We start from the raw sequence: 22415 nt of genomic DNA, 5'->3' as shown, positions 1-22415 counted from the left end.
TTGCGGGAGAGGTCGAAATGTTCGAGCGCAGCGAGGACATTTCGGGTGAGGGGCCGCCCGCCGGCGGCCGGTCCCTCACCCGGCTCGCGTCGCTCGCCGACTTCTCCCGCAAGCGGGAGAGGTAAGGAGCAGCGCGTCCCCATGACATCTTCCCCCTGCCTCAAGGTCTGCGTCGTCGATGGCGCCACCGACATCTGCTTCGGCTGCGGCCGCACGCTGCCCGAGATCGCAAAGTGGGGCCGGCTGAGCGAAGAGGAGCGCCTCGCCATCATGGCGACGCTGCCGGAGCGGATGAAGGTCAAGGGCATCGTGCCGCCGAAGCCGGCGGTTTAGAGAGCGGCTGGTCGTAGCGACCACAATTCCGGACTGTCATTCCCGCGTAGGCGGGAATCCAGGGCAAACGGCATGGTGCCTGGTGCTCTGGATGCCCGCCTGCGCGGGCATGACAGGTGGATTTCCATCGAAGCAGGTCGAACTCTATCCCCGCTTCTTCCACACCTTCCAATCCTTGCGTACGCTCTCCGCCATCGCGGCGGCCGCGTCGTAGAGCCAGCCGTCCTTCTGCTTGTCGAGATGCTTCAATATCCGCGCCCGCGCCCCCGGCGTGCCGCGATGGATGTTCGCCGTCTCTCGGCCCATCGCGTTCAGCACCGCGCGCCGCTCCGCCGCGTCGGCGATGTCGGCAAGCGCGATGGTCTCGCAATGCGGCGCCAGCCGGCGCACGATCCATCCGTCGCCGACATGCAGGAACGGATCCTGCGGCCGGATCGCACGCGCCAGCAGCGCCGGCGTATGGCTGGGATCGTGGCCGCCGCCGCTCGCCCATGCCTGGGCCGAGGGCGCCCGCGCCTTGGCCTCGCGCGCCACATGGCCGCCATTCGCCAGCCTGATCGCGACGAAGCGCGGCAGGCCGAGGCTCCCGGCGCCGGCGGTGCGCCGCTTGAAGACGGTGTCCGGCTCGCCCTGGGGCAGATGCGCCTCCAGCAGCGCTTTGGCGTCCGCGGGCGGCGCGGCGTCCTTCTCGGCCAGGATCTTCTTCCAGAATTTCTTCGGGCTGCGCGCATCGCTCATCGCCAGCGCCCGCAGCGCGGTGTTGTCCTCCTCGAGCACGAAGGGCCGCGCGAGCTTCTGCGCCATCGCCTGCGCATAGCCGGTCAGGATCTCCGCCGCCGCGCGTTCCGCGCCGATATAGAGCTTGCCCTCCTCGATGGCGATCAGCGCGCTCGCGGCCAGCCGCACCAGGTCGTTGGCGTAAGGCCCGCGATGCGCCTCGTCGAAATCGTTGATGCCCCAGCAAAGTCGCGCCTCGCCGTCGCGCCAGGTGCCGAAATTCTCCAGATGCAGGTCGCCGATGATCAGGATCGACGGCGCCTTGGCCGCCGCGGGACACACGCCCGCGAATTGCTGCGCCCAGCGGTAATACGTGGCGCGGAGAAATCCGAACGCGCTCCCCCGCATCGTCTCGTGCTTGAGCTTCAGGTCGCGCGGCACCAGCGGCACGGCCTCTTCGAGCCACGCCTCGTAGCGCTTCGTCGCCTCGACGATGTTCATGGCCGCCCCCTCGCGCGGCCAAGTCTGGACCCCGCGTTCCGGCTTGGCTACCGCACGCTATGCTTAACCGGCGTCGCGCAGCGCCGCGCGGCCCAGCGGCCAGGGTTCGAGCCGCCTTCCGGCCAAGGCGCCGATCCAGTCCAGGCCGTCCCGCAGCCGCACATTCTCGCCGATCACGATGATCGCCGGCGCCGTGCCGCCCGCCGCCGCGGCGCCGAGGCCAGCCAGCGTCGTGACCGCGACGGCCTGGCCGTCCCGCGCCGCATCGCTCACCAGCGCCGCCGGCTCGTCCGCCGCCCGCCCCGCCGCGATCAGCCGATCCGCGATCGCGCCCGCATGTTTGCGCGCCATGAACAGGACCAATGTCGGCGAGCCCTTGGCCAGCGCCGCCCAGTCGTGCTTCGGAAGCCGTCCGTCCGCGCCATGCCCGGTGAGGAAGGTCACCGCATGGTTGGTGTCGCGGTGGGTCACGGGAATGCCGGCATAGGCCAGCCCGCCGATCCCCGCCGTCACGCCCGGCACGATACGGAACGGCACGCCCGCCCGCACCAGCGCCAGCGCTTCTTCGCCGCCGCGCCCGAACACGAAGGGATCGCCGCCTTTCAGGCGGAGCACCCGCTTGGCCTTCTTCGCGAGGCTGACCAGCGTGCGCGAGATGTCGGACTGGCGGCACGACTTCACCCCGGCCCGCTTGCCGGCATAGACCAGCTCCGCGCCCGGCCGCGCCAGCTTGAGCAGCGCCTGGTCGATCAGCGCGTCATAAAGAATGACGTCGGCGCTCTGGATCGCATGGGCGCCCAGCACCGTGACCAGCCCCGGATCGCCCGGCCCCGCGCCGGCCAGCCACACCCAGCCACGCTCGAACCGGGGCAGGTTCAGCGCCGCCGCCAGGGCGGTCGTCTCGCTGTGCAGGGCTTTCGGGCTCGGCATTTCACATCACAATTCTGTAATAATTATCCTATCACAGTGCATTCCTGGAAATAAGTAGGACGGGCGTGACGCAAGTCACACGGTCGCGCCGGGAACAATTCTATTGCCGAACGGTCACGCAACGTCCTATCGCCAGAGGGCGTTAGACATGCAACTCCCAACGGAAGGCCGGCCATGACCGAAAAAGTCGGAGAAATCGTGCGCGCCGACGGCGACTATCGCTGCGAGCGCTGCCACAAGACCACGCATTTCGTGCGCGACGACGTTTTCGGCCTCTGCCCCCATTGCGGCTTCGACACTTTCGACATCGCCAATCCGCGCTTCGAGCGCAAGGACGGCACCCTCGGCCCGCACGAGCCGGAGCCGGACGGCACCTGACCGCGAAGCCCTCCGCCGCCCCGTCCACGTCCAGCCCCCGCGAGCAGCCATGACCATCCGCACCGACCTCAAGCCCAACACCTTCGAATACGAGATGCAGCGGCTGATCACGCCCAACGGCTTCCGCGAATACGACGCGCGCTGGCTGTTCGGGAAGGAGCTCAACCTGCTCGGCGTGCAGGCGGTCGGCCTGGGGCTCGGCACCTATTTCCACGAGGTCGGCATAAAGCCCAAGGTCGTGACCGGGCACGACTACCGCTCCTATGAAATGTCGATCAAGCAGGCGCTGATCATCGGCCTGATGCAGGCCGGGTGCGAGGTCGTCGACATCGGCCTGGGCACCACGCCGATGGGCTATTTCGCGCAGTTCGCGCTGGATTGCCCGGGCCTGGCCATGGTGACGGCGAGCCACAACGAGAACGGCTGGACCGGCGTGAAGATGGGCGCCCAGAGGCCGCTGACCTTCGGCCCCGACGAGATCAACCGGCTGAAGGCCATCGTGCTCGGCGAGGAATTCAAGCCGCGCCCCGGCGGCAGCTACCGCGCGGTGGAGAATTTCGGCGCCGTCTATCTCGACGAACTGACCAAGGGCCATAAGCTGTCGCGCCCGATCAAGGTGACCATCGCCTGCGGCAACGGCACCGCCGGCCTGTTCGCGCCGGAAGCCTTCCGCCGCATCGGTGCCGAGGTGACCGAGGCGCAGTGCGATCCCGACTACAATTTCCCCAACTACAATCCCAACACCGAAGACCTCCACATGCTGGACGCCATGGCCAAGGCGCTGAAGGAGAACGGCTCGGAGATCGCGCTCGGCTTCGACGCCGACGGCGACCGCTGCGGCGTGGTGGACGACAAGGGCGAGGAGACCTTCGCCGACAAGATCGGCGTCCTGCTCGCGCGCGACATGTCTTCGGCCCACAAGAACGCAAAATTCGTCGTCGACGTGAAGTCGACGGGCATCTTCGACATCGATCCGGTGCTGAAGGCGAACGGCGCCACCGCCGATTACTGGATCACCGGCCATTCCTACATGAAGCGCCGCTGCCAGCAGATCGGCGCGCTGGCCGGCTTCGAGAAGAGCGGCCACTACTATCTCTGCGCGCCTTACGGCCGCGGCTATGACGACGGCATCGTCGCCGGCATCGCGGTGCTGGAGATGCTCGACCGCGCCAAGGGCAAGAAGATGTCGGACCTCGTGCACTCGCTGCCCGTGACCTGGGGCTCGCCGACCATGGCCCCGTTCTGCCCCGACGACAAGAAATACGGCATCGTCGACGCGATGGTGAAGGAGTATGAGGCGGCGAAGGAGAAGGGCGAGACGATCCTCGGCCAGAAGATCGCCAAGCTCGTGACGGTGAACGGCGTGCGCGTGACGCTGGAGGACGGCACCTGGGGCCTGGTCCGCGCCTCGTCCAACAAGCCGAGCCTCGTGGTGGTGGTGGAGAGCCCGAAGTCGGAAGCCAACATGCGCGGCATGTTCGCCGACATCGACGCGCGCCTGAAGAAGCACCCCGAAGTCGGCGAATACGATCAGAAGATCTGAACCCCGCCTGTCATCCCCGGCTGAGCGATGCGTCAGCATCGCGAAGGGAAGGGGACCCAGGCGGTATGTCCAAGCCCGATGCTGGCGGTTTTCGACTGGACTAAATCCAGCGCAGCCCCAGCGCGTCGTACAGCATGCGCGCCGCCGTAATCGCGATGAAGAACGCGAACACCATGCGCAGGCTGCGCTTGTCGGTCGTATGCGCGAGCTGCGCGCCGAGCGGCGCCACGAGATAGCTCGCCGGCGCGATCAGGATGAAGCCCAGAAGGTTCACATAGCCCAGCGAATAGGGCGGCAGGTGCGGCGCGGCCCATCCCGCGATGATCGCGCCGATGGTGCCGGGAATGGAGATGATCCCGCCGAAGGCGCTCGCGGTCCCCACCGCGCGGTGGATCGGCACGCCGAACAGCGTCATCGCCGGCACGCCGACCGTGCCGCCGCCGATCCCCATCATGGTGGAGACGCCGGATATGCCGGCGGGCAGCAGGAATCCGCCGATCCCGGCCGGCAGCCCGTCGGCGATCTTCCGCGTCTCGCCCCAGAATGCCATATGCACCGCGACCGGCAGGGCGACGGCGGCGAAGAACAGCGCCAGCCACTGGCCTTTGGCCCAGCCGGCGAGCACGCTGCCGATCACCACGCCCGCCAGCATCGGCACGACCCAGCGGCGCAGCAAGGCCCAGTCCACCGCGCCCCTCTTGTTGTGCGAGCGCAGCGAGGACAGCGAGGTCGGGATGATGGTGGCGAGCGAGGTGCCGACCGCGATGTGCATCCGCACATCGGGATCGACGCCCATCAGGTCCAGGACGTGATAGAGCACCGGCACGATCACGATGCCGCCGCCGACGCCGAGCAGGCCGGCGAGCAGTCCGCCCACCACGCCCGCGATCACCAGCCCGAGCGCGAAAGTGCCCACTTCGCCGCCCGAAGCGGCCACGAAGAAATCCATGCTGTCCCCGATGTCTCGCGCGAGTGAACCGGCATTCGCCGGCGCGCGCAAGTTACGCCGCCACCCGCTCGGCGCGGCCGAGGAAGCCCAGCGCATCGCGGAGCGTCTGCACCCCGGCGCCTTTCTTCGTCGCGTTCTCGCTCAAGTGGCGGCGGAACAGCCGCGCCCCGGGCCGGCCATGGAACAGCCCCAGCATGTGCCGCGTCATGGCGTTGAGCGGCACGCCCTCGCCGAGCTTGCGCTCCACATAGGCGACATAGGCCTCGACCGCGGCATCGACATCGCGCGGCGCGCCGCCGAACAGTCGCGCATCGGCCTCGGCCAGGATCGCCGGCGCGTGATAGGCCGCGCGCCCCAGCATCACGCCGTCGACATGCGCCAGATGCGCCTCCGCCTCGTCCAGCGTCCCGATCCCGCCATTGAGGACGATGGTCAGGTGCGGATTCTCCCGCTTCACGCAGTAGACGAGATCGTAGTCGAGCGGCGGCACCTCGCGGTTCTCCTTCGGCGACAGCCCTTCGAGCCACGCCTTGCGCGCATGTACCGCGAAGGTCGTCACGCCCGCCGCCGCGCAGGCCGCGACGGTCGCGCGCAGCGACTCTTCCGGCTCCTGCTCGTCGACCCCGATGCGGCACTTGACCGTCACCGGAACGTCCACGGCGGCGCGCATCGCCGCGACGCAGTCGCCCACCAGCGCCGGCTCGCGCATCAGGCAGGCGCCGAAGCGCCCCGACTGCACGCGGTCCGACGGGCAGCCGACATTGAGGTTGATCTCGTCATACTCGAACTCGGCGCCGATCCGCGCCGCTTCGGCCAGCCGCGCCGGCTCCGCCCCGCCGAGCTGCAGCGCGACGGGATGCTCGGCCGGATCGAAGCCCAAAAGCCGCTCGCGCTTGCCGCGCAGCACGGCCTCGGCCGTCACCATCTCGGTATAGAGCAGGGCGCTCTTCGACAGCGTCCGGTGGAGCACGCGGCAATGCGTGTCCGTGCACTCCATCAGGGGTGCCACGCAGAAGCGGTGGTCGGGTTCGGGCGCGCGCATCGCGCGGGAACCTATGGGAGCCGGGAGCGAGATTCAACGCCGGCGCGGGGCCGGTCGTTTACGATGAACCGCCGTCCCGGAAAGCCCGGATTGTCGGCGTGTTATCGCCGCCGCGATGGTTAAACCGCGCCCGGGCCGCTCTCGGCATCCGTAAAGATACGCATGGAACTTCTTGACACTGCGCAACGCTCCACTAACGCCCCCCGCCTAGGCTCCGCATCATGACGCAGATCTCCATACGCCAAGCCGCTGCGGGCAGAATGCCCGCCTCGGCCATCATCGAAGGCGTCGTGCGCGGCGGCACGGACGAGGTCGTCACCGTCGAATGGCTGCTCAAGCAATCCCCCGTCGCGGCGCGCGAGACGCTGATGCTGATGCTGGCCCTCACGGCGCTCATCCCCGGGGCCTCGCTGCCGGCCGGCTTGATGCTCATCCTGCTCGCCGTCCCCATGCTGTTCGCCCAGGAAGGCGTCTGGCTGCCGCGCTACGTCGCGGCGCGCTCGATCTCGCTGCCGCACCTCGTGCGCCTGGTCGAGCGCGTGCTTCCCGTCCTGCGCTGGCAGGAGCGGATGATCCATCCTGTCGCGCAGCGTCTGGTCGGCCTCAGCCGTCCCTTGGGCGCGCTGCTCATCGTCGTCCTGGCCGTCACGCTCCTGGTGCCGCTGCCGTTCAGCAACGTGCCGCCGGCGCTCGCCATCGCGATGATCGCGGTGTCCTATCTGGAGACCAGCGGCATCCTGCTCGCCCTCGCGGCGGTATCCGGCATCGCCTCGCTCGCCGTCACCGGCAGCACGGTATGGGCGGCGGTGGGCGCCGCCCGCTTCGCCCTGGGCTAGCCGGCGCCGATTATCGCCTTGCAGATATGCCAGGTCGCGCCGATGGAGCGCGCGGCTTCCGCCCGGCCGGAACCGGTGAAGATGTAGGGCGCCGCCGCGGCGCCGATCGTCATCTCGAAGACGAGCGCAACTGCGAGTATGGGCCAGCGGAATCGCGCGAGACCGGCCGACGCCATGGGCGCGGTCCAGCCGAACAGTCTCGTCCGCACCGCGCCGGCCGCCATGCCGCACTGGCTCAAGACGAAGGCGATGAGCGTGCAGCAGGGCATGGCCGGGCGATCCTATCAGAAGCGGATGCCGATTCCCGTACCCACGATCCACGGATCGAGGTCCGCGCTGGCGCGGATCGCGCCGCCCGCGGCCTTCATGGTCGTCGAGAGGAACAGCTTCTTGGCGTCGAAATTCACGAAATACGGCCCGTCGCCGATCGGCACGTCGACGCCGGCCTGCAGCGCGAAGCCCGCATTGTTGGAGAAGCTGATCGGCGGAAAGCCCGCGCTGTGCGCCGAATAGAAGAACGTGTAGTTCACGCCGGCCCCGACATAGAGGCGGATCGGACCCGTCGGGTCGAAGTGATATTGCACGGTCAGCGTCGGCGGCAGCAGCCACACGCTGCCGACATTGCCCGCGACCGAATTGTGCACGGAATGCTTGGTCGTCCCCGCGATCAGCTCGACGCCGATGTGATCGGTGATGAAATAGGTGCCGTCGATCTCGGGGATGAACGAATCGGTGACGTCGGTCTTGCTGGCGAGCGGCACGCCGCCGACCGTGACCTTGGCGCTCGCATCGGGAAGGACGGCGAGGCCGCGCAGGCGGACCTGGAAATGACCGGCGACGCCGAGATCGTCGTCGGCGAGGGCGGGCGAAACGGCGGCGGCGCAGGCCAGCAGGGCCGCGGCGAGGCGGAGGGTGATACGCATGAGGACAGCTCCTTGATACAGCGGCCTCGTTGGTAGGCGCCGGCGCCCGCGCCCGGTTGATCGCGATCAATAGGCGCGCGCCTTCGCACCGCTTCGCATCGCCGCGTTGCACGGCGGGCACATTGTGGATGGGGCGCGATGTCGCGGTTGCGCTCGATCAAGGTCGCCGCGGCGCGCCGGGCCACAGTCGGCCCCATGAGGAACGCCGAAGAGATTTTCGCCGCCCGCGTGCCGCGCTACACGAGCTATCCCACCGCGCCGCATTTCCATGCCGGCATCGACGCCGCGGTCTATCGCGGCTGGCTTCGGGCGCTCGATCCGGACGCGCCGCTGTCGCTCTATGTCCACATCCCGTTCTGCGACACGCTGTGCTGGTTCTGCGGCTGCCATACCAAGGTGGTGAACGCCTATTCGCCGCTGGCCGGCTATCTCGATCTGCTGCTGCGCGAGATCGATCTCGTCTCGGACGTCCTGGGCCCGCGACGCCGCGCCACGCATATCCATTGGGGCGGCGGCTCGCCGACCATGCTTCGCCCCGGCGACATGCGCCGCCTGGCCGCCGCCTTGCGCGCGCGTTTCGATATCGTGCCCGGCGCCGAATTCGCCATCGAGATCGACCCGCGCGGCTTCACGCCGGAGCTCTCGCGCACCCTGGCCGAGATCGGCGTCACGCGTGCCAGCGTCGGCGTGCAGGATTTCGATCCGGCCGTGCAGCGCGCCATCAACCGCCTGCAGGATTTCGACACCACCGCCGAATGCGTGCGCCTGCTGCGCCGCGACGGCATCGAAGAGCTCAGCGTCGATCTGATCTACGGTCTGCCGCACCAGACGGTCGAAGGCCTGTCGAACACGATAGACCAGGTGCTCGCGCTCGATCCCGGAAGGCTGGCGATCTTCGGCTATGCCCATGTGCCCGGCTTCAAGAAGCATCAGGCGCTGATCCCGCAATCCGCGCTGCCCGGCCTGGACGAACGCTTCGCGCAGGCGGCGGCCGCACGTGCGCAATTGCTCGCCGCCGGCTATGCCGCGATCGGCCTCGACCATTTCGCCAAGCCCGGCGATCCGATGGCGATCGCCAAGGCCCAGGGCACGCTGGCGCGCAATTTCCAGGGCTACACCACCGACACCGCGCCGGCCCTGATCGGCTTCGGCGCCTCCGCCATCGGCTCGCTGCCCCAGGGCTATGTCCAGAACCACGCCGAGGTGCCCGCCTGGCGCGCCGCGCTCCTGACGGGCGCGCTTCCCGCTGCGCGCGGCATCGCGCTGACCGACGACGACCGCATCCGCCGCGAGGCGATCGAGCGGCTGATGTGCGATCTCGAAGCCGACCTCGCGGCCATCGCGCGCCGCCACGGCCGCGCCCCCGCGCTGTTCGCCGATACGCTGGCCGAGCTGCAAAATCTCGCCCGCGACGGTCTGGTGACGGTCGAGGGCTGGCATGTCCGCGTGCCGGACGCGGCCGCCATCCGCATCGTCTGCGCCGCGTTCGATGCCTATCTGGGCAAGGCCGGCATGCATTCCGTCGCGGTTTAGGCTGTGCTCGATAAATTGAAATAGGTGTCATGGCCCGCGAATGCGAGCCATCCAGGTGACGACGGCGCGAGCCCGCCGATTGAGGGCTCTCAAGAATTATCGCGATGGTGTGTGTTTCAGCTGGGTGGCCGCATTCGCGGGCCATGACAATATTTTTTTTTGAATTCCAATGCGGCCCGGATTCTAGCGGCGCTTGCCCATATCCTTCAGGATCTCCCGCGCCGCGTTGTGTCCCGGCGCGCCGGTCACGCCGCCGCCCGGATGCGTGCCGGAGCCGCACATATAGAGCCCGCCAACCGGGCTCCGATAATTGCCGTGCCCCAGCACCGGCCGCGCCGAGAACATCTGATCGAGTTCGAGCCTGCCATGCATGATATCGCCGCCGACGAGCCCGAAAACGCGTTCGAGATCGAGCGGGCTCAGCGCCGAAAAACCGAGAACCGAATTCGCGAAACCCGGCGCATAACCGTCGACCGTATCGATCATCAGCTTGGCGACCGCGTCGCGCTGGGCGTCCCAGCCGCCGGGCACCTCCGGCGCGACATGCTGGCAGAACAGGCTCGCGACATGCCGCCCCGGCGGCGCGAGGCTGTCGTCCACCACCGACGGGATCAGCATCTCGACGATGGGCGCCTTCGACCATCCGAAAGCCCGCGCATCCGCATAGGCCCGGTCCATATAGCCGAGGCTCGGCGCCATGATGATCCCCGCCGTCAGATGCGGCCCGTTCTCCGGCAGGCAGGTAAAGCGCGGCAGTCCCGCCAGCGCGACATTCATGCGGAAGGTCCCCGAGCCGTTGCGATAGCGTCCGATCCGTTCGCGGAAATCCGCCGGCAGGACCGCCGGATCGATCATCTTGCCGAACAGGAGCTTGGGGTTGAGGTTGGACACGATCCGCGCCGCGCCCAGCGTCTCGCCGTTCTCCGTCACCACGCCGGCGGCGCGTCCGGCCTTCACGACGATCTCGCGCACCGCGCAATCGACGCGGAGATCGACGCCCTGTTCGCGGCAGGCCGCCGCCATCGCCTGGGTGATGGCGCCCATGCCGCCGACCGCATGGCCCCAGGCGCCCTTGATGCCGTTCACTTCGCCGAACACATGGTGCAGCAGCACATAGGCCGAGCCCGGCGTATAGGGGCTGGCATAATTGCCGACGATGGCATCGAAGCCGAGCACCGCCTTGATCGGATCGCTCTCGAACCAGCCGTCGAGCCAGTCGCCGCCGGACTGCGTGAACAGCGACAGCAGGTCGCGCCGCCCCGTCAGGTCGAGACGGGTGAGCCGCCGCCCGAGGCTGGCGCTCTTCAAAAGCTCCGGCAGCGCCGCCGTCCATCCGTCCGCGGTCAGGTTGGGCGGCGTCGTCAGCACCAGTTCGCGCAATATGTCGGCGATGGCCTCCAGCCGCGCGCTGTAAGCGCCGAACCGCTCCGCATCCTTGGCCGAGAACTTGGCGATCTCCGCCGCGCCCGTGCCCGCGAGATAGTCGCGGTCGTTCACGGGCAGGAAATTGGAGACCTGCCGGTTGACGATCCTCAATCCGTGGCGCGCCAGCTCCAGGTCGCGCACGACCTTGGGATTGAGCAGCGAGACCGTGTAGCTCGCGACCGAATTGCGGAAGCCGGGGAAGAATTCCTCCGTGACCGCGGCGCCGCCGACGACGCCGCGCCGCTCCAGCACCGTGACCTTGAGCCCGGCCCGCGCGAGATAGAAGGCGCACACCAGCCCATTATGCCCGCCGCCGACGACGATGACGTCCGTTTCGCTCATCGCTGCACCGAATAAGGGCGGTATAATTCCAGACTGTCATTCCCGCGGAAGCGGGAATCCAGGTTTGGCAACGCGCCCGGTCGCTGGATGCCCGCCTTCGCGGGCATGACAAGACCATAGCCGAGTTGCATCGCTGTTTGTCTACGTCCCCGTGAACCGCCCCGCCCGCCGCTCCGCCACCGCGCGCACCCCTTCGGCGAAGTCGGCGGTCCTGCGCAGCACCGATTGCTCGGCGAATTCGTGGTCGGTCTGCGCCTTCACATGCTCCGCCAGTTCGCGGCGCAGCGTCGCGCGCGTCGCCTGCACCGCCAGCGGCGCCGCCTCCGCGATCTCGCGCGCCAGCCGGAGCGCCGCCGCGCGCAGCTCATCCAGCGGCACGACCTCGTCCACGAGGCCCCAGGCGAGCGCCTCTTCCGCCTTGATCCGCCGCCCCGTCAGGCACATCAGCGCGGCACGCTGCGCCCCGACGATGCGCGGCAGGGTATGCGTGATGCCGAAGCCGGGATGAAAGCCGAGCTTGACGAAATTCGCGCTGAACCGCGCCTCCGGCGCCGCGACGCGGAAATCGGCGACCAGGGCGAGCCCCAGCCCGGCGCCCACCGCCGCGCCCTGCACCGCGGCCACGATGGGCTTGCGCACCGAGAACAGCCGGACCGCCTCGACATACAAGGCGTTGATGCCCTGCTTGGCGTTGGGATTGGCGAGGCCGGACGGCGAAACCAGATCGGCGCCGGCGCAGAAGCTCTTGCCCGCCGAGGTCAGCACGCTGGCCCGCAGCTCCGGCTCCGCGTCGATATGGTCGAGCGCGTCGGCCAGGTCGCGCATCAGGTCCACCGTGACGTGATTGTGCGGCGGCCGGTCGATGGTGAGCACCGCGACGTGCCCCCCGCGCGGATGCGCGGCATCGGTCAAGTCGCGCGCCACCGCGATCTCGCCATAGCGGTCCTTCATCGTTTCGCCCCCAGAAGGTTGCGCGCGACGACCCATTTGTGCACCTCGGTCGGCCCGTCATAGATGCGCATGGTGCGCAGCTTGGCCTGCATCAACTGCAGCGGCAATTCCTTGGTCATGCCCATCGCGCCATGCGCCTGCATCGCGCGGTCGACGATCTCGTAGGCCATCTCGGTCGCGAAGGCCTTGATCATGGAGATTTCGAGCCTGACGTCGCGGCCCTGGTCCAGCTTCCAGGCGCAATCATAGGTCATCAGCCGCGCCGCATGAATCTTGGTGGCCGCGTCCGCCACCCACCATTGGATCGCCTGGCGCTCCGACAGGGGCTGGCCGAAGGTCACCCGCGTCGGCGCGAAGGCGCAGATCATGTCGAGGGCGCGCTGCGCCATGCCGATCGACCACGCCGCCATCTCCAGCCGCCTTGTGCCGAGCCTGATCTGCATCGGCGCGAAGCCCGCGCCCTCGGCGCCGAGCAGCTTCCAGCCCTCGACCCGGCAATCCTCCAGCGCGATCTCGTAGGTCGCCGCGCCGCCGATCATCGGGATGCGCCTGAGCACATTGAAGCCCGGCGTTCCCTTGTCCACGAGAAAGGCGGAAATGCCGCCGCGCGCGCCCTTTTGCCTGTCGGTCACCGCCATCACGATGGTGAAGTCGGCGTGGTCGGCGCGGGAGATCCAGATCTTCCGACCGTTCAGCACCCAGTCCTCGCCGTCGCGCACCGCGCGGGTGATCATCCCCGCCGGATCGGCGCCGGCGCCGGGCTCGGAGATGCCGATGGCCGACACCGTCTCGCCGCGCACATAGGGCGCCAGATAGGCCTCGCGCTGGCGCGGCGTCACCGTCGCCATCAGCATGCGCAGATTCGGCGAGTCCGGCGGCAGCGTATAGGGCGTCACGGTCCGCCCCAGCTCCTCGTTGACGCCGATCAGCGCCACGGCCGGCAGGTCGGAGCCGCCGATGTCCTCCGGCGCGTCCAGGCCCCACAGCCCCAGTTCTTTCGACACCTTGTCGATCCGCGCCGTCTCCTTCGCCCCGATGGAAAGCCCCTGGCCCTTCGCCTCGCGCTCCAGCACGCCGGCCTCCAGCGGCATCAGCTCGTCCGCGACGAAGCGATGCACCAGGTCCTTCAGCATGCGGTGTTCTTCGGAAAGCTCGAAATCCATGACGTCGATCCCTCTGGATGGCGCCATGCTAGGCCGCCGCGCGAAGGCGCCGCAACGTCCGCGAACCTTCCGCTACTGCCCGATATGCGCCGTCCGGAACCGCTCGAGGTCCGTCAGCCGATCCGGCTCGACATGCCGCCGTCGACCGGCAGCAGCACGCCGGTGATGAACCTTGCCTCGTCGCTCGCCAGGAACAGCGCGGCATGGGCGGTGTCCCAGGCCGTGCCCATCTTGGCCCCCAGCGGCACGCGCGCGTCGCGCGCCGCGCGCACCGCGGCTTCGTCGGTGCCGCGCTCCATCGCGACGCCGGCGACCGCCATCGGCGTGTCCATCAGGCCGGGCAGCACCGCGTTGCAGCGGATGCCGTGGCGCGCGTTCGACTGCGCGACATGCGCGGTCAGCCGGTTCACGCCGGCCTTGGAAAGCTCATAGGCCAGCATATTGCCGCCCGCGATCGAGGCGAGGGAGGAGATGTTGACGATCGCGCCCTTTCCGGCCGCGCGCATCGCCGGGAGGGCGGCCTTGACGGTCAGCCACATCGCCTTCAGGTTCACCGCCATGATGCGGTCGAAGGCCGCTTCCTCGAGCCTGTGCGCCGGTGCATCGCCGCCGCCGCCGATCCCGACATTGTTGACCAGGATGTCGATCCGCCCGAAGCGCGCCAGGGCCGCCGCGACGATGGCATCGGCCGCGCCGGGCCGGGCGATGTCCGCCGCCATCGCGCCGGCGATCCCGCCTTCGCCGCGGATGGCCGCCGCGGTGTCCTCGGCGCGCGCCCCGTCGCGGTCGACGCAGAGCACGTCGGCGCCTTGCCGCGCGAACAGCACGGCCATGGCGCGGCCATTGCCGATGGTCGTGCCCGGCGTCTGCCCGGCCCCCACCACCACCGCCGTCTTGCCCGCGAGCCGCATCAGAAGGCCTTGAGATCGGGATCGAGCGTCAGCCCGGCATCGAGCTGCACGCCGAACGTGTTCAGCAGCATGGAGACCTGGGTGTACTGCGCCGCTGTGAACACCACGTCCATGCACTGCTTCTGGCTGAAGTGTTCGCCGAGCGCCTTCCACGTCGCATCGCCGATGAACTGGTCGGCGTGCAGCTCGTCGCTCGCGCGGATCAGCGCTGCGTCGGCCGCGCCCCAGCCGGCGCCCGCGCCCTGCTTGATGCGCGCGACCTCGTCGTCGCTCAGCCCCTCGCGCTTGCCGATGCGCACATGCTGGGCCCACTCATAGCCGGACTTGCACAGGAACCCGGTGCGCAGGATCACGATCTCCCGCTCGCGAGGCGACAGGTCGTTGCGCCGCGACAGCACATAGCCGCCCCATTGGTTGAAGCGGTCGAGCGCCTTGGGCGCCCGCGCCAGCGTGCGGAAGATGTTGAACACCGGGCTGCCGAACGGCTTCAGCACCGCCTTCTGCTCGTCGTCCAAGTCCGCGTCGGCGAGCGGCGCGATGCGGGGCGTGGTCAGGCGCATTCTGTTCCTCCGGATGTCTTTTGCGCCGAGCCTAGCCCAGTCGGACCGCATATTCGCGCCCGAAAATCCGGCCTTCGCCGCGATTCGGCCCTTATTGCGGACGCTAATTGACGCGAGTGTGATCGGCCGCCGCCCGCGCGCGGTGGCAGAATAACGAGACGGTCGTCCCAAGCAGGACGTCCGGCACGGGGGGCGCCCATGTCCGGCTTTTCGCGCAGAGGTCTTCTCGGCCAGGGTGCCGCTTTCGCGCTCGCGCCCTCCCTGGCCCGCGCCGCCACCGGCACGCGCCTCGCGCCGGAGCCCGTCCCCCAGACCCAGAACATCCAGGGCGCCCCCGACGCGCAGAACCGCCTGACGGTCGACACCTTCGTCAACGGCGAGGGTCCCTTCGCCTTCGTGGTCGACACCGGCGCCGACCGCAGCGTCATCGCCGACGAGCTCGCCCAGAAGCTCGGCCTTCGCATCGGCAGCGACGTCAACGTCCAGGGCATCGCCCGCGCGCTGCTGGCGCCGTCGGTGCGGCTCGACAATCTCCGCGTCGGCCGCGTCGGGATCCAGACGCTCCCCGTGCCCGTGCTGCCGCGCAGCTGGCTCGCCGCCGACGGCTATCTCGGCCTCGACGTGATCGACCGCCAGGCCGTCACCTTCGATTTCCAGAACCACAAGCTGCTGATCCGGCCGTCCGACCTCATCAGCGACTGGCTGCCGAGCGGCCAGACGCTGGTGCGCGTCAACGGCTCCAACGGCAAGCTGACCGCGGTCAATTGCACCGTCGACGGCAGCCAGGCCTTCGCCTTCGTGGATTCCGGCGCGGAGATTTCCATCGGCAACAACCGGCTGTTCCAGGCGCTGCAGCGCAACGGCGCCAAATACATGAACGAGGAGGTCGTGCAGCTCCTCGGCGTCACCGGCGGCTCGGTCGCGGGGCGCCTGACCTTCGTCGACCGGATCAAGCTCGGCCCGGTCAGCTTCGTCAACAGCGTGCTCCTGATCGCCGATCTTCCGGTGTTCGACGTCTGGAATCTGGCCGACAAGCCGGCCCTGTTCATCGGCATGAACTTCCTGCGCCAAACCTCGTCCGTCACCATCGACTACGGGCGCAAGGAGCTTCGCTTCAAGCTCGCCCAGTTCATGATGGCCAACCGCGGCTGATTTCCGCGCGGGCCGGTTGACTCTCGTCCGGCCTTCCCGCCGACTCTTTTCCCGAACAGGAGAGGTGCCGCCTTGCGTCTGAAGGACAAGACCGCCGTCGTCACCGCGGCGGGCGCCGGCATCGGCCGCGCCACCGCGCTGGCTTTCGCCGCGGAAGGTGCGACGGTCTGGGCGACGGATATCGACACGGCGGCGCTCGAAACGCTGGCGTCCGGAACCGTCCGCGTCGCGCGGCTGGACGTGCGCGACGACGCGGCGGTGGATGCCTTCTTCGAAAGGCTCCCGCGCTGCGACGTGCTGTTCAACTGCGCCGGCATGGTGCCGGACGGTACGGTGCTCGACTCGCAGCCAGCGACCTTCGCCGCCGCTTTCGACCTCAACGTGCTCTCGATGGTGCGCACCCTGCGCGCCGCGCTGCCCGGCATGCTGGCACGGGGCGGCGGCGCGATCGTCAACGTCGCCTCGGTCGCCTCCAGCATCACCGGCGTTCCCAACCGCAGCGCCTATGGCACGACCAAGGCCGCCGTGATCGGCCTCACCAAATCGGTCGCCGCCGATTTCGTCGGGCGCGGCATCCGCTGCAACGCGATCTGTCCCGGCACGGTGGATACGCCGTCGCTGCGCGGCCGCATCGCGGCGCAGCCCGATCCGGACGCGGCGCTGACGGCCTTCCTCGCCCGCCAGCCCATGGGCCGCTTCGGCCGGGCCGAGGAAGTGGCGGCGGCGGCCGTCTATCTGGCGAGCGACGAGGCCGGCTTCCTCACCGGCCAGACCCTGGTGCTCGACGGCGGCTGGACGACGTGAGGCGAGGCCGCTCTATGAAATCATTCCAGACCGTCATTCCCGCATAGGCGGGAATCCAGTGGCCGCAAGCGACTCTGGATGCCCGGCTGCGCGGGCATGACAAACGGGATGGTGGCGACGCATCGAAATAAATTTAGCGAAAGAAAATATCGTCCACCGCAACGCGGCAGGAAAATCGATCCACGCAGCAAATTGAAAATCTCCGCATCTTCCGCGGCTCCGCGTGAATCCCCTGTTGGATAACCGCCTTGAAAGCGGCATCGGGAAAAATTTTCTCGCGCGTCTTGAACCGAGTCGGTCCACGCACCAAATCTCACACATCCCGACAATTGCATCTTGCATCGCGGCCCGCGAACGGCGCCGCTACGAAGCGATCACGTCCTTCTTCAAGTCCGGAAACACCTTGCCGACCTTGCCGAGGAGATACGCGCCATAGGTCCCCGTGAATTCGTGCACGCTTTCCTTGTCCCAGCGCGTCTCGCGGTCGTCGGCGGCGACCGCGTGCGCCGGCAGCGGCAGGATCTCCGCCTCGAACGCCGGATCGAAGAAGAACGGGAACGATAGCCTGCCGCGTCCGCTGGTGTTCTTCGCCCGATGCGGCGTCGAGCGGTAGAGCCCGCCGGTCAGCCGGTCGAGCATGTCGCCGATATTGCACACCAGCGTGCCCGCGATCGGCGGCGCCTCGATCCAGCCCCCGGGCGCGCGCACCTGGAGGCCGCCGCAATCGTCCTGCGCCAGGAGGGTGAGCAGGCCGTAGTCCGTGTGCTCGCCGACGCCCCATTGCAGCGATCCCGGCGCGTCCGGCGGATAGTGGAAGATGCGGAACAGCACGGTCGGATCGGCGGTGTAATGGTCGCGGAAATATTGCGCACCCAGCCCGAGGCTGAGCGCGATCCCTTCCAGGATCGCATGCGCAGCGCGCGTATTGGCGTCGAGATAATCGAGCACCGCCGCGCGCATCCCGGAGGGCCGCGCCGGAAATTGGTTTGCGCCGTGCATTGGCACGCCGGCCCGTATGCGGCTGTCGTGCTCCGGCAATTCGCTGCCGAAATAGATTCCTTCCTTGCGGTCGGGCTTGCCCGAGGTCAGTTCGCCGCCCACGGGAAAGAACCCGCGCCAGGCCCGCCCGCCGCGCGCCATGGCGATCCTGAGCTTCTCGTCCTCGGGCAGCGCGAAGAACTCGCGCGCCAGGCGGTCGAGGCTCGCGGGGTCGACGCCATGTCCGGTCGCATAGAAGAAGCCGTTGTCGCGGCACGCCCGTCCGATGGCATCGGCGACCGCGCCGCGCGCGGCGGCATCGGTGCCGAACAGGGGCGAAACGTCGATGATGGGAAGCGCTCGCGACATGGCGTAACCTATCACCTCCCCGCGCGCGGGGAGGTCGAAAAATCGCGCAGCGATTTTTCGGGCCGAGCAGCCGTTCCGCCGGGACCGCCACGCAAGGAGCAAACGGAATGTCCTCCAAAATCTGCGTCGTCACCGGCGTCGGCCCGGGCACGGGCGCGGCGCTGACCCGGCGCTTCGCCGCCGGCGGCTACCGCGTCGCGATGCTGGCGCGCAACGCCGAACGCCTCGCCGCGCTGGAGAAAGAGGTCGCGGGCGCCAAGGCCTTTCCCTGCGATGTCTCCGTGCCCGAACAGGTTGCGGACGCCGCCGATGCCATCCGGCGCGATCTGGGCGAACCCTCGGTCGTGATCCACAACGCGGTCGGCGGCGCCTTCGGCGGCTTCCTCGACATCGAGCCGGAGGTCCTCAACCGCAACTTCCAGGTGAACGCGATGGGTCTTCTCTATCTCGCCCGCGCCTTCGTGCCGGCGATGATCGCGAAGGGGGAGGGCGCCCTGATCGCGACCGGCAACACCGCGGCCCAGCGCGGCCGCGCCGCTTTCGCGGGCTTTGCGCCGACCAAGGCGGCGCAGCGCATCCTGGCAGAGTCGATCGCGCGCGATGCCGGCCCTAAGGGCGTGCATGTCGCTTATGTCGTGATCGACGCGGTGATCGACGTTTCCTGGACGCGGGAGCGCTTCAAGGACAGGCCCGACGATTTCTTCATCAAGCCGGCCGCCATCGCCGACGAGGTGTTTCACCTCGCGCACCAGGATCGAAGCGCCTGGTCGTTCAATGTCGAGATCAGGCCCTATGGGGAGACCTGGTGATCGTCAGGGCTTGGGTGCTTCGCTCGGCGGATCGCGCTGCTTGGTGTGCGAAACCGCGGCCATGATGCCCAGGCCGAGCACGATGAGCGTGCCGACGACGATCCAGGTCTGCGGGATGTGCAGCAGCAGCGCGCCGTAGATAAGACCGCCCAGCAGCACGAAGAACCCTGCGATGTAGAGCACGAAAGCGGACATGGCGCGGCCTGGTGGAACCCGGCATGTAAACGGTGTCGACGGGCGATTTGTTCCCTGCCGCTAGAACCCGTGGAAGGTCGCGAAGCGCTCCACCGGCTCGCGTTCGCTCACCAGCGTGTTCACCGGATGGCTGTCGTCGGCATAGCCGAGCGACAGTCCGACGACGATGTACTCGTCCTCCGGCACGTTCAGCACCCGGCGCGTCACGGTCCAGTAATTGTTCCAGGCGCCCTGGGCGCAGGTATCGAGCCCGCGCACCTTGGCCGCCAGCATGAAGCTCTGCAGGAACATGCCGATGTCCACGAAGCTCATCGCATCGAGGTCCTTGTCGACGGTGAAGATCAGCCCGACCGGCGCGTCGAAGAATTTGTAGTTGCGTCCCCATTGCGCCCAGTTCGCCGCCGGATCGCCCTTCGGGATTCCGATCAGGGAGTACATGTCCTTGCCGAGCTTGCGCATGCGTCCGATGTAAGGCTCCTTGCGTTTGCCGGCGCGCGGGAATTCGGCGCGGTCGTCGTCCGGCCTTGTCTCGCGATGCGCCAGCACCTCGGCTTCGAGGCGCCGGCGCACCTCGCCGGCCACGACATGCACTTTCCAGGGCTGGATGTTCGTCCCCGACGGCGCGCGGCTGGCGAGCGTCAGCAGCTCCTCGATCAGCGCCCGCGGCACGGGATCGGGGCGGAACGCGCGCACGGATTTGCGCGCATGAAGGGCATCGATGACATGCAAGGGGAAGGAGACTCCTATTCCGCCGCGGCCCGCGCGTCCGGCGCACCGGAAAGATCGTAGTCGTCCGGATTGGGCGCCCGCGTCGCGCTCCAGTAATCGACCAGCGGCCACGGCCAGTTCTGCGACACGCGGCCCTTTTTGTTCTTGTACCAGCTCGTGACCTGCGGCACGCCCCAGGCCATCTGCCGGTTCATCGCGTCGACCTTCTCGTTGAAGGCGTCGTGCACGTCCGCCTTCACCTCGATGGCGCTGGCGTTGGAGCGCAGCAGCAGTTCGAGCAGGCCCTGGATGTAGCGCATCTCGCATTCGGAGAAGAAGATGATCGAGCCGTTGACCACGATATTGGTGTTGGGTCCGTACATGATGAAAAGGTTCGGGAAATTGGGCACCGTGACGCCGAGATAGGCGCGCGCGTCGCCGCTCCACTGTTCATGGAGATCGACGCCGCCCTTGCCCGTGAACCGCATCGGCTCCAGGAACTCGCTCGCGGTGAAGCCGGTGCCGTAGATGATGACGTCGACGGGAAATTCGCGGCCGTCCCTGGTCCTGATGCCCGTCGGCGTGATCTCGGCGACCGGCGCGGTCACGGTTTCGACATTCGGCCGCTTGAGGGCCGCGAGCCACACGCCGTTGTCGCGCACGCTGCGCTTGCCGCCCGGCGGATAGTTCGGCGTCGCGGCCTCCTGGAGTTCGGGCCGGCCTTCGAGCTGGCTCCTTGTGTACTGCGTCAGCATCTCGCGCAGCATGTCGTTCATCGCCCCGACCGAATCCGGGCGCGTCTTCCAGTCCGGATCGGCCTTGACGAATTCATAGATGCCGTCGGTCAGCATCCACCACAGCCAGAAGCGGTACCATCTGGCATAGAAGGGAACGTGCTTGAGCAGCCACTTTTTCCCCTCGTCGACCTTGTCGTGATAGTTCGGCGTCGGGCCCAGCCAGGGCGCATTGCGCTGGAAGACGGTGAGCTGCGCCACCTCGGGCGCGATCTCCGGCACGAACTGGAAGGCCGAGGCGCCGGTGCCGATCACCGCGACCCGCTTATCCTTGAGATTTACCGAATGATTCCAAGTCGCTGAGTGGAAAGATCGGCCTTCGAACCGCTCTCTGCCTTCGATATCCGGCAACCGAGGCCGCGACAGCTGCCCCACCGCCGTGATCACCGCATTGGAGACCAGTATTTCCTCTTTGCCATCGGCGCCGCGCACCCGCGTGTTCCATACGGCGCGCGCTTCGTCATAAGCCGACTCGATCACTTCGGTCTTGAAACGAATATGCGGCCGCAGCGCGTATTTGTCCGCGACGCCCTGGAAGTATTTCCACAGCAGCGGCTGGGTCGAGAAATGATAGGGCCAGTCGTGGTTCGGCTCGAACGAGTAGGAATAGAGATGGTTCGGATTGTCGACGCGGCAGCCGGGATAGGAATTGACCATCCAGGTTCCGCCGACATCGCTGTTCTTCTCGACCACCGTATAGGCAATCCCCGCCTGCTGAAGGCGGATCGCTGCCAGCAGACCCGACATGCCGGCGCCGATGATCAGCACCTGGAAGTCGCGCTTGGCGCTGGCGGGAAGCTGTTCGAGGCTGTGGACCGCTTTGAGGTCCTCGCCCTCCAGCGCCAGTTCCTCGCGCAGGAACGGGATGTAGCGTTCGGGAATGTCGGCCCCGGCGACGAAGTTCATCAGCTTGCGCACCGTGTCGGAGGACGGCTGCGGCGGCAGCGTCGCGTCCCCGCGCAGGGCCCTCAGCGCGTCGAGCGCCCGCGCCTTGGTGGCGGCGCGCTGCTCCGGCGTGAGGCCGCCCTGTCCGTCGCCGAAGAAGTCGTAGACCGGCTTGATCTCGCCCGTGACCAGGCTCTCGTCGCCGGTGATGTGCACCAAGGCCGCGATCAGGCTGGGCAGATGCGCCTGTTCGAGCGCCGTTTTGAGGACGTCGTCGCTTTCCGTGATCGGTGCGGTGTCCGACATGAATCGTCTCCCGGTATTTTCGGCAAGTGTAGCCTGCCGCCCGGCTCGCCCGCCACGCCGAAGCGAAGGCGGTAACGCTACGTCAATTCGCCGTCCGGCGGTTTCGGACAGGCGGCCGCGAAACGGGAAGTTCGGCTGGGATTCGGGCGAAAGGCCGCGCGGCGCCGGCCCGTATTGTATCCGGCACCGCAAAGCAGACAATGCCGCGCGGATTCGGGGGTGCCTCATGGTGCGCCGCGTGCTGAGACGGGAGATCGTTGCCGTTCTGCTCGGCAAGCTCGTTCTGCTGACCGCCCTGTTCCTGTTGTTCTTCAGCCATCCCACCGCGAACGACGCGCCGCAGGTTTCGGCGCGCGTCCTCGGAACGGCGAGGTAAGC

Annotated in this window: 24 protein-coding genes; 9 read left to right on the top strand and 15 right to left on the bottom strand. The window is 68.0% G+C overall.

The features are described from left to right. Window positions 1–141 precede the first annotated feature (141 nt). Window positions 142–333, top strand: a complete 192-nt coding sequence (locus WDN01_11375; GenBank protein ID MEJ0026618.1) for a DUF1289 domain-containing protein — start codon at window positions 142–144, stop codon at window positions 331–333. Between the two features lie 144 nt (window positions 334–477). Here the strand turns inward: WDN01_11375 and WDN01_11370 are convergent, their stop codons facing one another. Together WDN01_11370 and cobA are read right to left on the bottom strand one after the other, a co-directional pair. Continuing rightward, window positions 478–1551 (bottom strand): DUF2252 family protein, encoded by a 1074-nt coding sequence (locus tag WDN01_11370; GenBank protein ID MEJ0026617.1) that lies wholly within the window; start codon window positions 1549–1551, stop codon window positions 478–480. 63 nt (window positions 1552–1614) lie between these two features. Next, on the bottom strand, window positions 1615–2481 hold the full coding sequence (gene cobA, locus WDN01_11365) for a uroporphyrinogen-III C-methyltransferase (protein ID MEJ0026616.1): 867 nt from the start codon (window positions 2479–2481) through the stop codon (window positions 1615–1617). A 174-nt stretch (window positions 2482–2655) separates the two neighbouring features. Here cobA and WDN01_11360 point away from each other — a divergent pair, with 174 nt between their 5' ends. Further along, complete coding sequence (locus tag WDN01_11360; protein ID MEJ0026615.1) at window positions 2656–2859, top strand: hypothetical protein; 204 nt, start codon at window positions 2656–2658, stop codon at window positions 2857–2859. Between the two features lie 49 nt (window positions 2860–2908). Further along, window positions 2909–4402, top strand: coding sequence for a phosphomannomutase/phosphoglucomutase (locus WDN01_11355; protein ID MEJ0026614.1), 1494 nt, complete (start codon window positions 2909–2911; stop codon window positions 4400–4402). A gap of 100 nt (window positions 4403–4502) precedes the next feature. Here WDN01_11355 and WDN01_11350 read toward each other — a convergent pair whose 3' ends face one another. Then, window positions 4503–5351, bottom strand: coding sequence for a sulfite exporter TauE/SafE family protein (locus tag WDN01_11350; GenBank protein ID MEJ0026613.1), 849 nt, complete (start codon window positions 5349–5351; stop codon window positions 4503–4505). 52 nt (window positions 5352–5403) lie between these two features. Continuing rightward, entirely contained in the window at window positions 5404–6393 is a 990-nt protein-coding gene (gene dusA / locus WDN01_11345) for a tRNA dihydrouridine(20/20a) synthase DusA (GenBank protein MEJ0026612.1), read from the bottom strand. 260 nt (window positions 6394–6653) lie between these two features. Here dusA and WDN01_11340 point away from each other — a divergent pair, with 260 nt between their 5' ends. After that, on the top strand, window positions 6654–7229 hold the full coding sequence (locus WDN01_11340) for an exopolysaccharide biosynthesis protein (protein MEJ0026611.1): 576 nt from the start codon (window positions 6654–6656) through the stop codon (window positions 7227–7229). Here the strand turns inward: WDN01_11340 and WDN01_11335 are convergent. Both WDN01_11335 and WDN01_11330 read right to left on the bottom strand, forming a co-directional pair. After that, window positions 7226–7498 (bottom strand): hypothetical protein, encoded by a 273-nt coding sequence (locus WDN01_11335; protein ID MEJ0026610.1) that lies wholly within the window; start codon window positions 7496–7498, stop codon window positions 7226–7228. The genes WDN01_11340 and WDN01_11335 overlap by 4 nt on opposite strands. Window positions 7499–7513: 15 nt before the next feature. Further along, the gene (locus tag WDN01_11330; protein MEJ0026609.1) at window positions 7514–8152 is read right to left on the bottom strand and encodes an OmpW family outer membrane protein; all 639 of its coding nucleotides are present in this window, start codon (window positions 8150–8152) and stop codon (window positions 7514–7516) included. A gap of 195 nt (window positions 8153–8347) precedes the next feature. Here WDN01_11330 and hemN point away from each other — a divergent pair, with 195 nt between their 5' ends. Next, window positions 8348–9685, top strand: coding sequence for an oxygen-independent coproporphyrinogen III oxidase (gene hemN / locus WDN01_11325; GenBank protein ID MEJ0026608.1), 1338 nt, complete (start codon window positions 8348–8350; stop codon window positions 9683–9685). A 183-nt stretch (window positions 9686–9868) separates the two neighbouring features. Here the strand turns inward: hemN and WDN01_11320 are convergent, their stop codons facing one another. The 5 genes from WDN01_11320 to WDN01_11300 all read right to left on the bottom strand — a co-directional run bounded on the left by WDN01_11320 (window position 9869) and on the right by WDN01_11300 (window position 15037). After that, entirely contained in the window at window positions 9869–11452 is a 1584-nt protein-coding gene (locus WDN01_11320) for an NAD(P)/FAD-dependent oxidoreductase (GenBank protein ID MEJ0026607.1), read from the bottom strand. Between the two features lie 141 nt (window positions 11453–11593). After that, the gene (locus tag WDN01_11315) at window positions 11594–12403 is read right to left on the bottom strand and encodes an enoyl-CoA hydratase/isomerase family protein (GenBank protein MEJ0026606.1); all 810 of its coding nucleotides are present in this window, start codon (window positions 12401–12403) and stop codon (window positions 11594–11596) included. Continuing rightward, window positions 12400–13593 carry an acyl-CoA dehydrogenase family protein gene (locus tag WDN01_11310; GenBank protein MEJ0026605.1) on the bottom strand — a complete coding sequence of 398 codons (1194 nt, stop codon included), beginning with the start codon at window positions 13591–13593 and terminating at the stop codon, window positions 12400–12402. The genes WDN01_11315 and WDN01_11310 overlap by 4 nt, the downstream gene beginning before the upstream one ends. Window positions 13594–13679: 86 nt before the next feature. Beyond that, window positions 13680–14477 (bottom strand): SDR family NAD(P)-dependent oxidoreductase, encoded by a 798-nt coding sequence (locus tag WDN01_11305; protein MEJ0026604.1) that lies wholly within the window; start codon window positions 14475–14477, stop codon window positions 13680–13682. After that, window positions 14477–15037, bottom strand: a complete 561-nt coding sequence (locus tag WDN01_11300) for a carboxymuconolactone decarboxylase family protein (protein ID MEJ0026603.1) — start codon at window positions 15035–15037, stop codon at window positions 14477–14479. The genes WDN01_11305 and WDN01_11300 overlap by 1 nt, the downstream gene beginning before the upstream one ends. 198 nt (window positions 15038–15235) lie before the next feature. On the opposite strand from WDN01_11300, the gene WDN01_11295 reads away from it, so the two are divergent. Then, window positions 15236–16189 carry an aspartyl protease family protein gene (locus WDN01_11295; GenBank protein ID MEJ0026602.1) on the top strand — a complete coding sequence of 318 codons (954 nt, stop codon included), beginning with the start codon at window positions 15236–15238 and terminating at the stop codon, window positions 16187–16189. 72 nt (window positions 16190–16261) lie between these two features. Beyond that, window positions 16262–16993: an SDR family oxidoreductase gene (locus WDN01_11290; GenBank protein MEJ0026601.1), complete on the top strand. Its 732-nt coding sequence runs from the start codon at window positions 16262–16264 to the stop codon at window positions 16991–16993. 363 nt (window positions 16994–17356) lie between these two features. Here the strand turns inward: WDN01_11290 and WDN01_11285 are convergent, their stop codons facing one another. Further along, window positions 17357–18340, bottom strand: coding sequence for a 2-oxoglutarate and iron-dependent oxygenase domain-containing protein (locus tag WDN01_11285; protein MEJ0026600.1), 984 nt, complete (start codon window positions 18338–18340; stop codon window positions 17357–17359). A gap of 107 nt (window positions 18341–18447) precedes the next feature. Here WDN01_11285 and WDN01_11280 point away from each other — a divergent pair, with 107 nt between their 5' ends. Then, window positions 18448–19149: an SDR family NAD(P)-dependent oxidoreductase gene (locus WDN01_11280; GenBank protein ID MEJ0026599.1), complete on the top strand. Its 702-nt coding sequence runs from the start codon at window positions 18448–18450 to the stop codon at window positions 19147–19149. Between the two features lie 3 nt (window positions 19150–19152). Here WDN01_11280 and WDN01_11275 read toward each other — a convergent pair whose 3' ends face one another. Genes WDN01_11275 through WDN01_11265 form a run of 3 tightly spaced genes read right to left on the bottom strand, consistent with a single transcriptional unit; the run spans window position 19153 to window position 22037 of the window. Further along, window positions 19153–19344, bottom strand: coding sequence for a hypothetical protein (locus WDN01_11275; GenBank protein MEJ0026598.1), 192 nt, complete (start codon window positions 19342–19344; stop codon window positions 19153–19155). 60 nt (window positions 19345–19404) lie between these two features. Continuing rightward, window positions 19405–20073 (bottom strand): nitroreductase, encoded by a 669-nt coding sequence (locus tag WDN01_11270; protein ID MEJ0026597.1) that lies wholly within the window; start codon window positions 20071–20073, stop codon window positions 19405–19407. Between the two features lie 14 nt (window positions 20074–20087). Then, window positions 20088–22037: an FAD-dependent oxidoreductase gene (locus tag WDN01_11265; GenBank protein ID MEJ0026596.1), complete on the bottom strand. Its 1950-nt coding sequence runs from the start codon at window positions 22035–22037 to the stop codon at window positions 20088–20090. Window positions 22038–22263: 226 nt separating this feature from the next. Here WDN01_11265 and cydP point away from each other — a divergent pair, with 226 nt between their 5' ends. Further along, window positions 22264–22413: a cytochrome oxidase putative small subunit CydP gene (gene cydP, locus WDN01_11260; GenBank protein MEJ0026595.1), complete on the top strand. Its 150-nt coding sequence runs from the start codon at window positions 22264–22266 to the stop codon at window positions 22411–22413. Window positions 22414–22415 lie beyond the last annotated feature (2 nt).

The organism is Rhizomicrobium sp. (assembly GCA_037200985.1).
GTDB lineage: Bacteria > Pseudomonadota > Alphaproteobacteria > Micropepsales > Micropepsaceae > Rhizomicrobium.
Note: the sequence above shows the minus strand (reverse complement) of the source record. Positions and strands in the feature narration are given on the sequence as shown.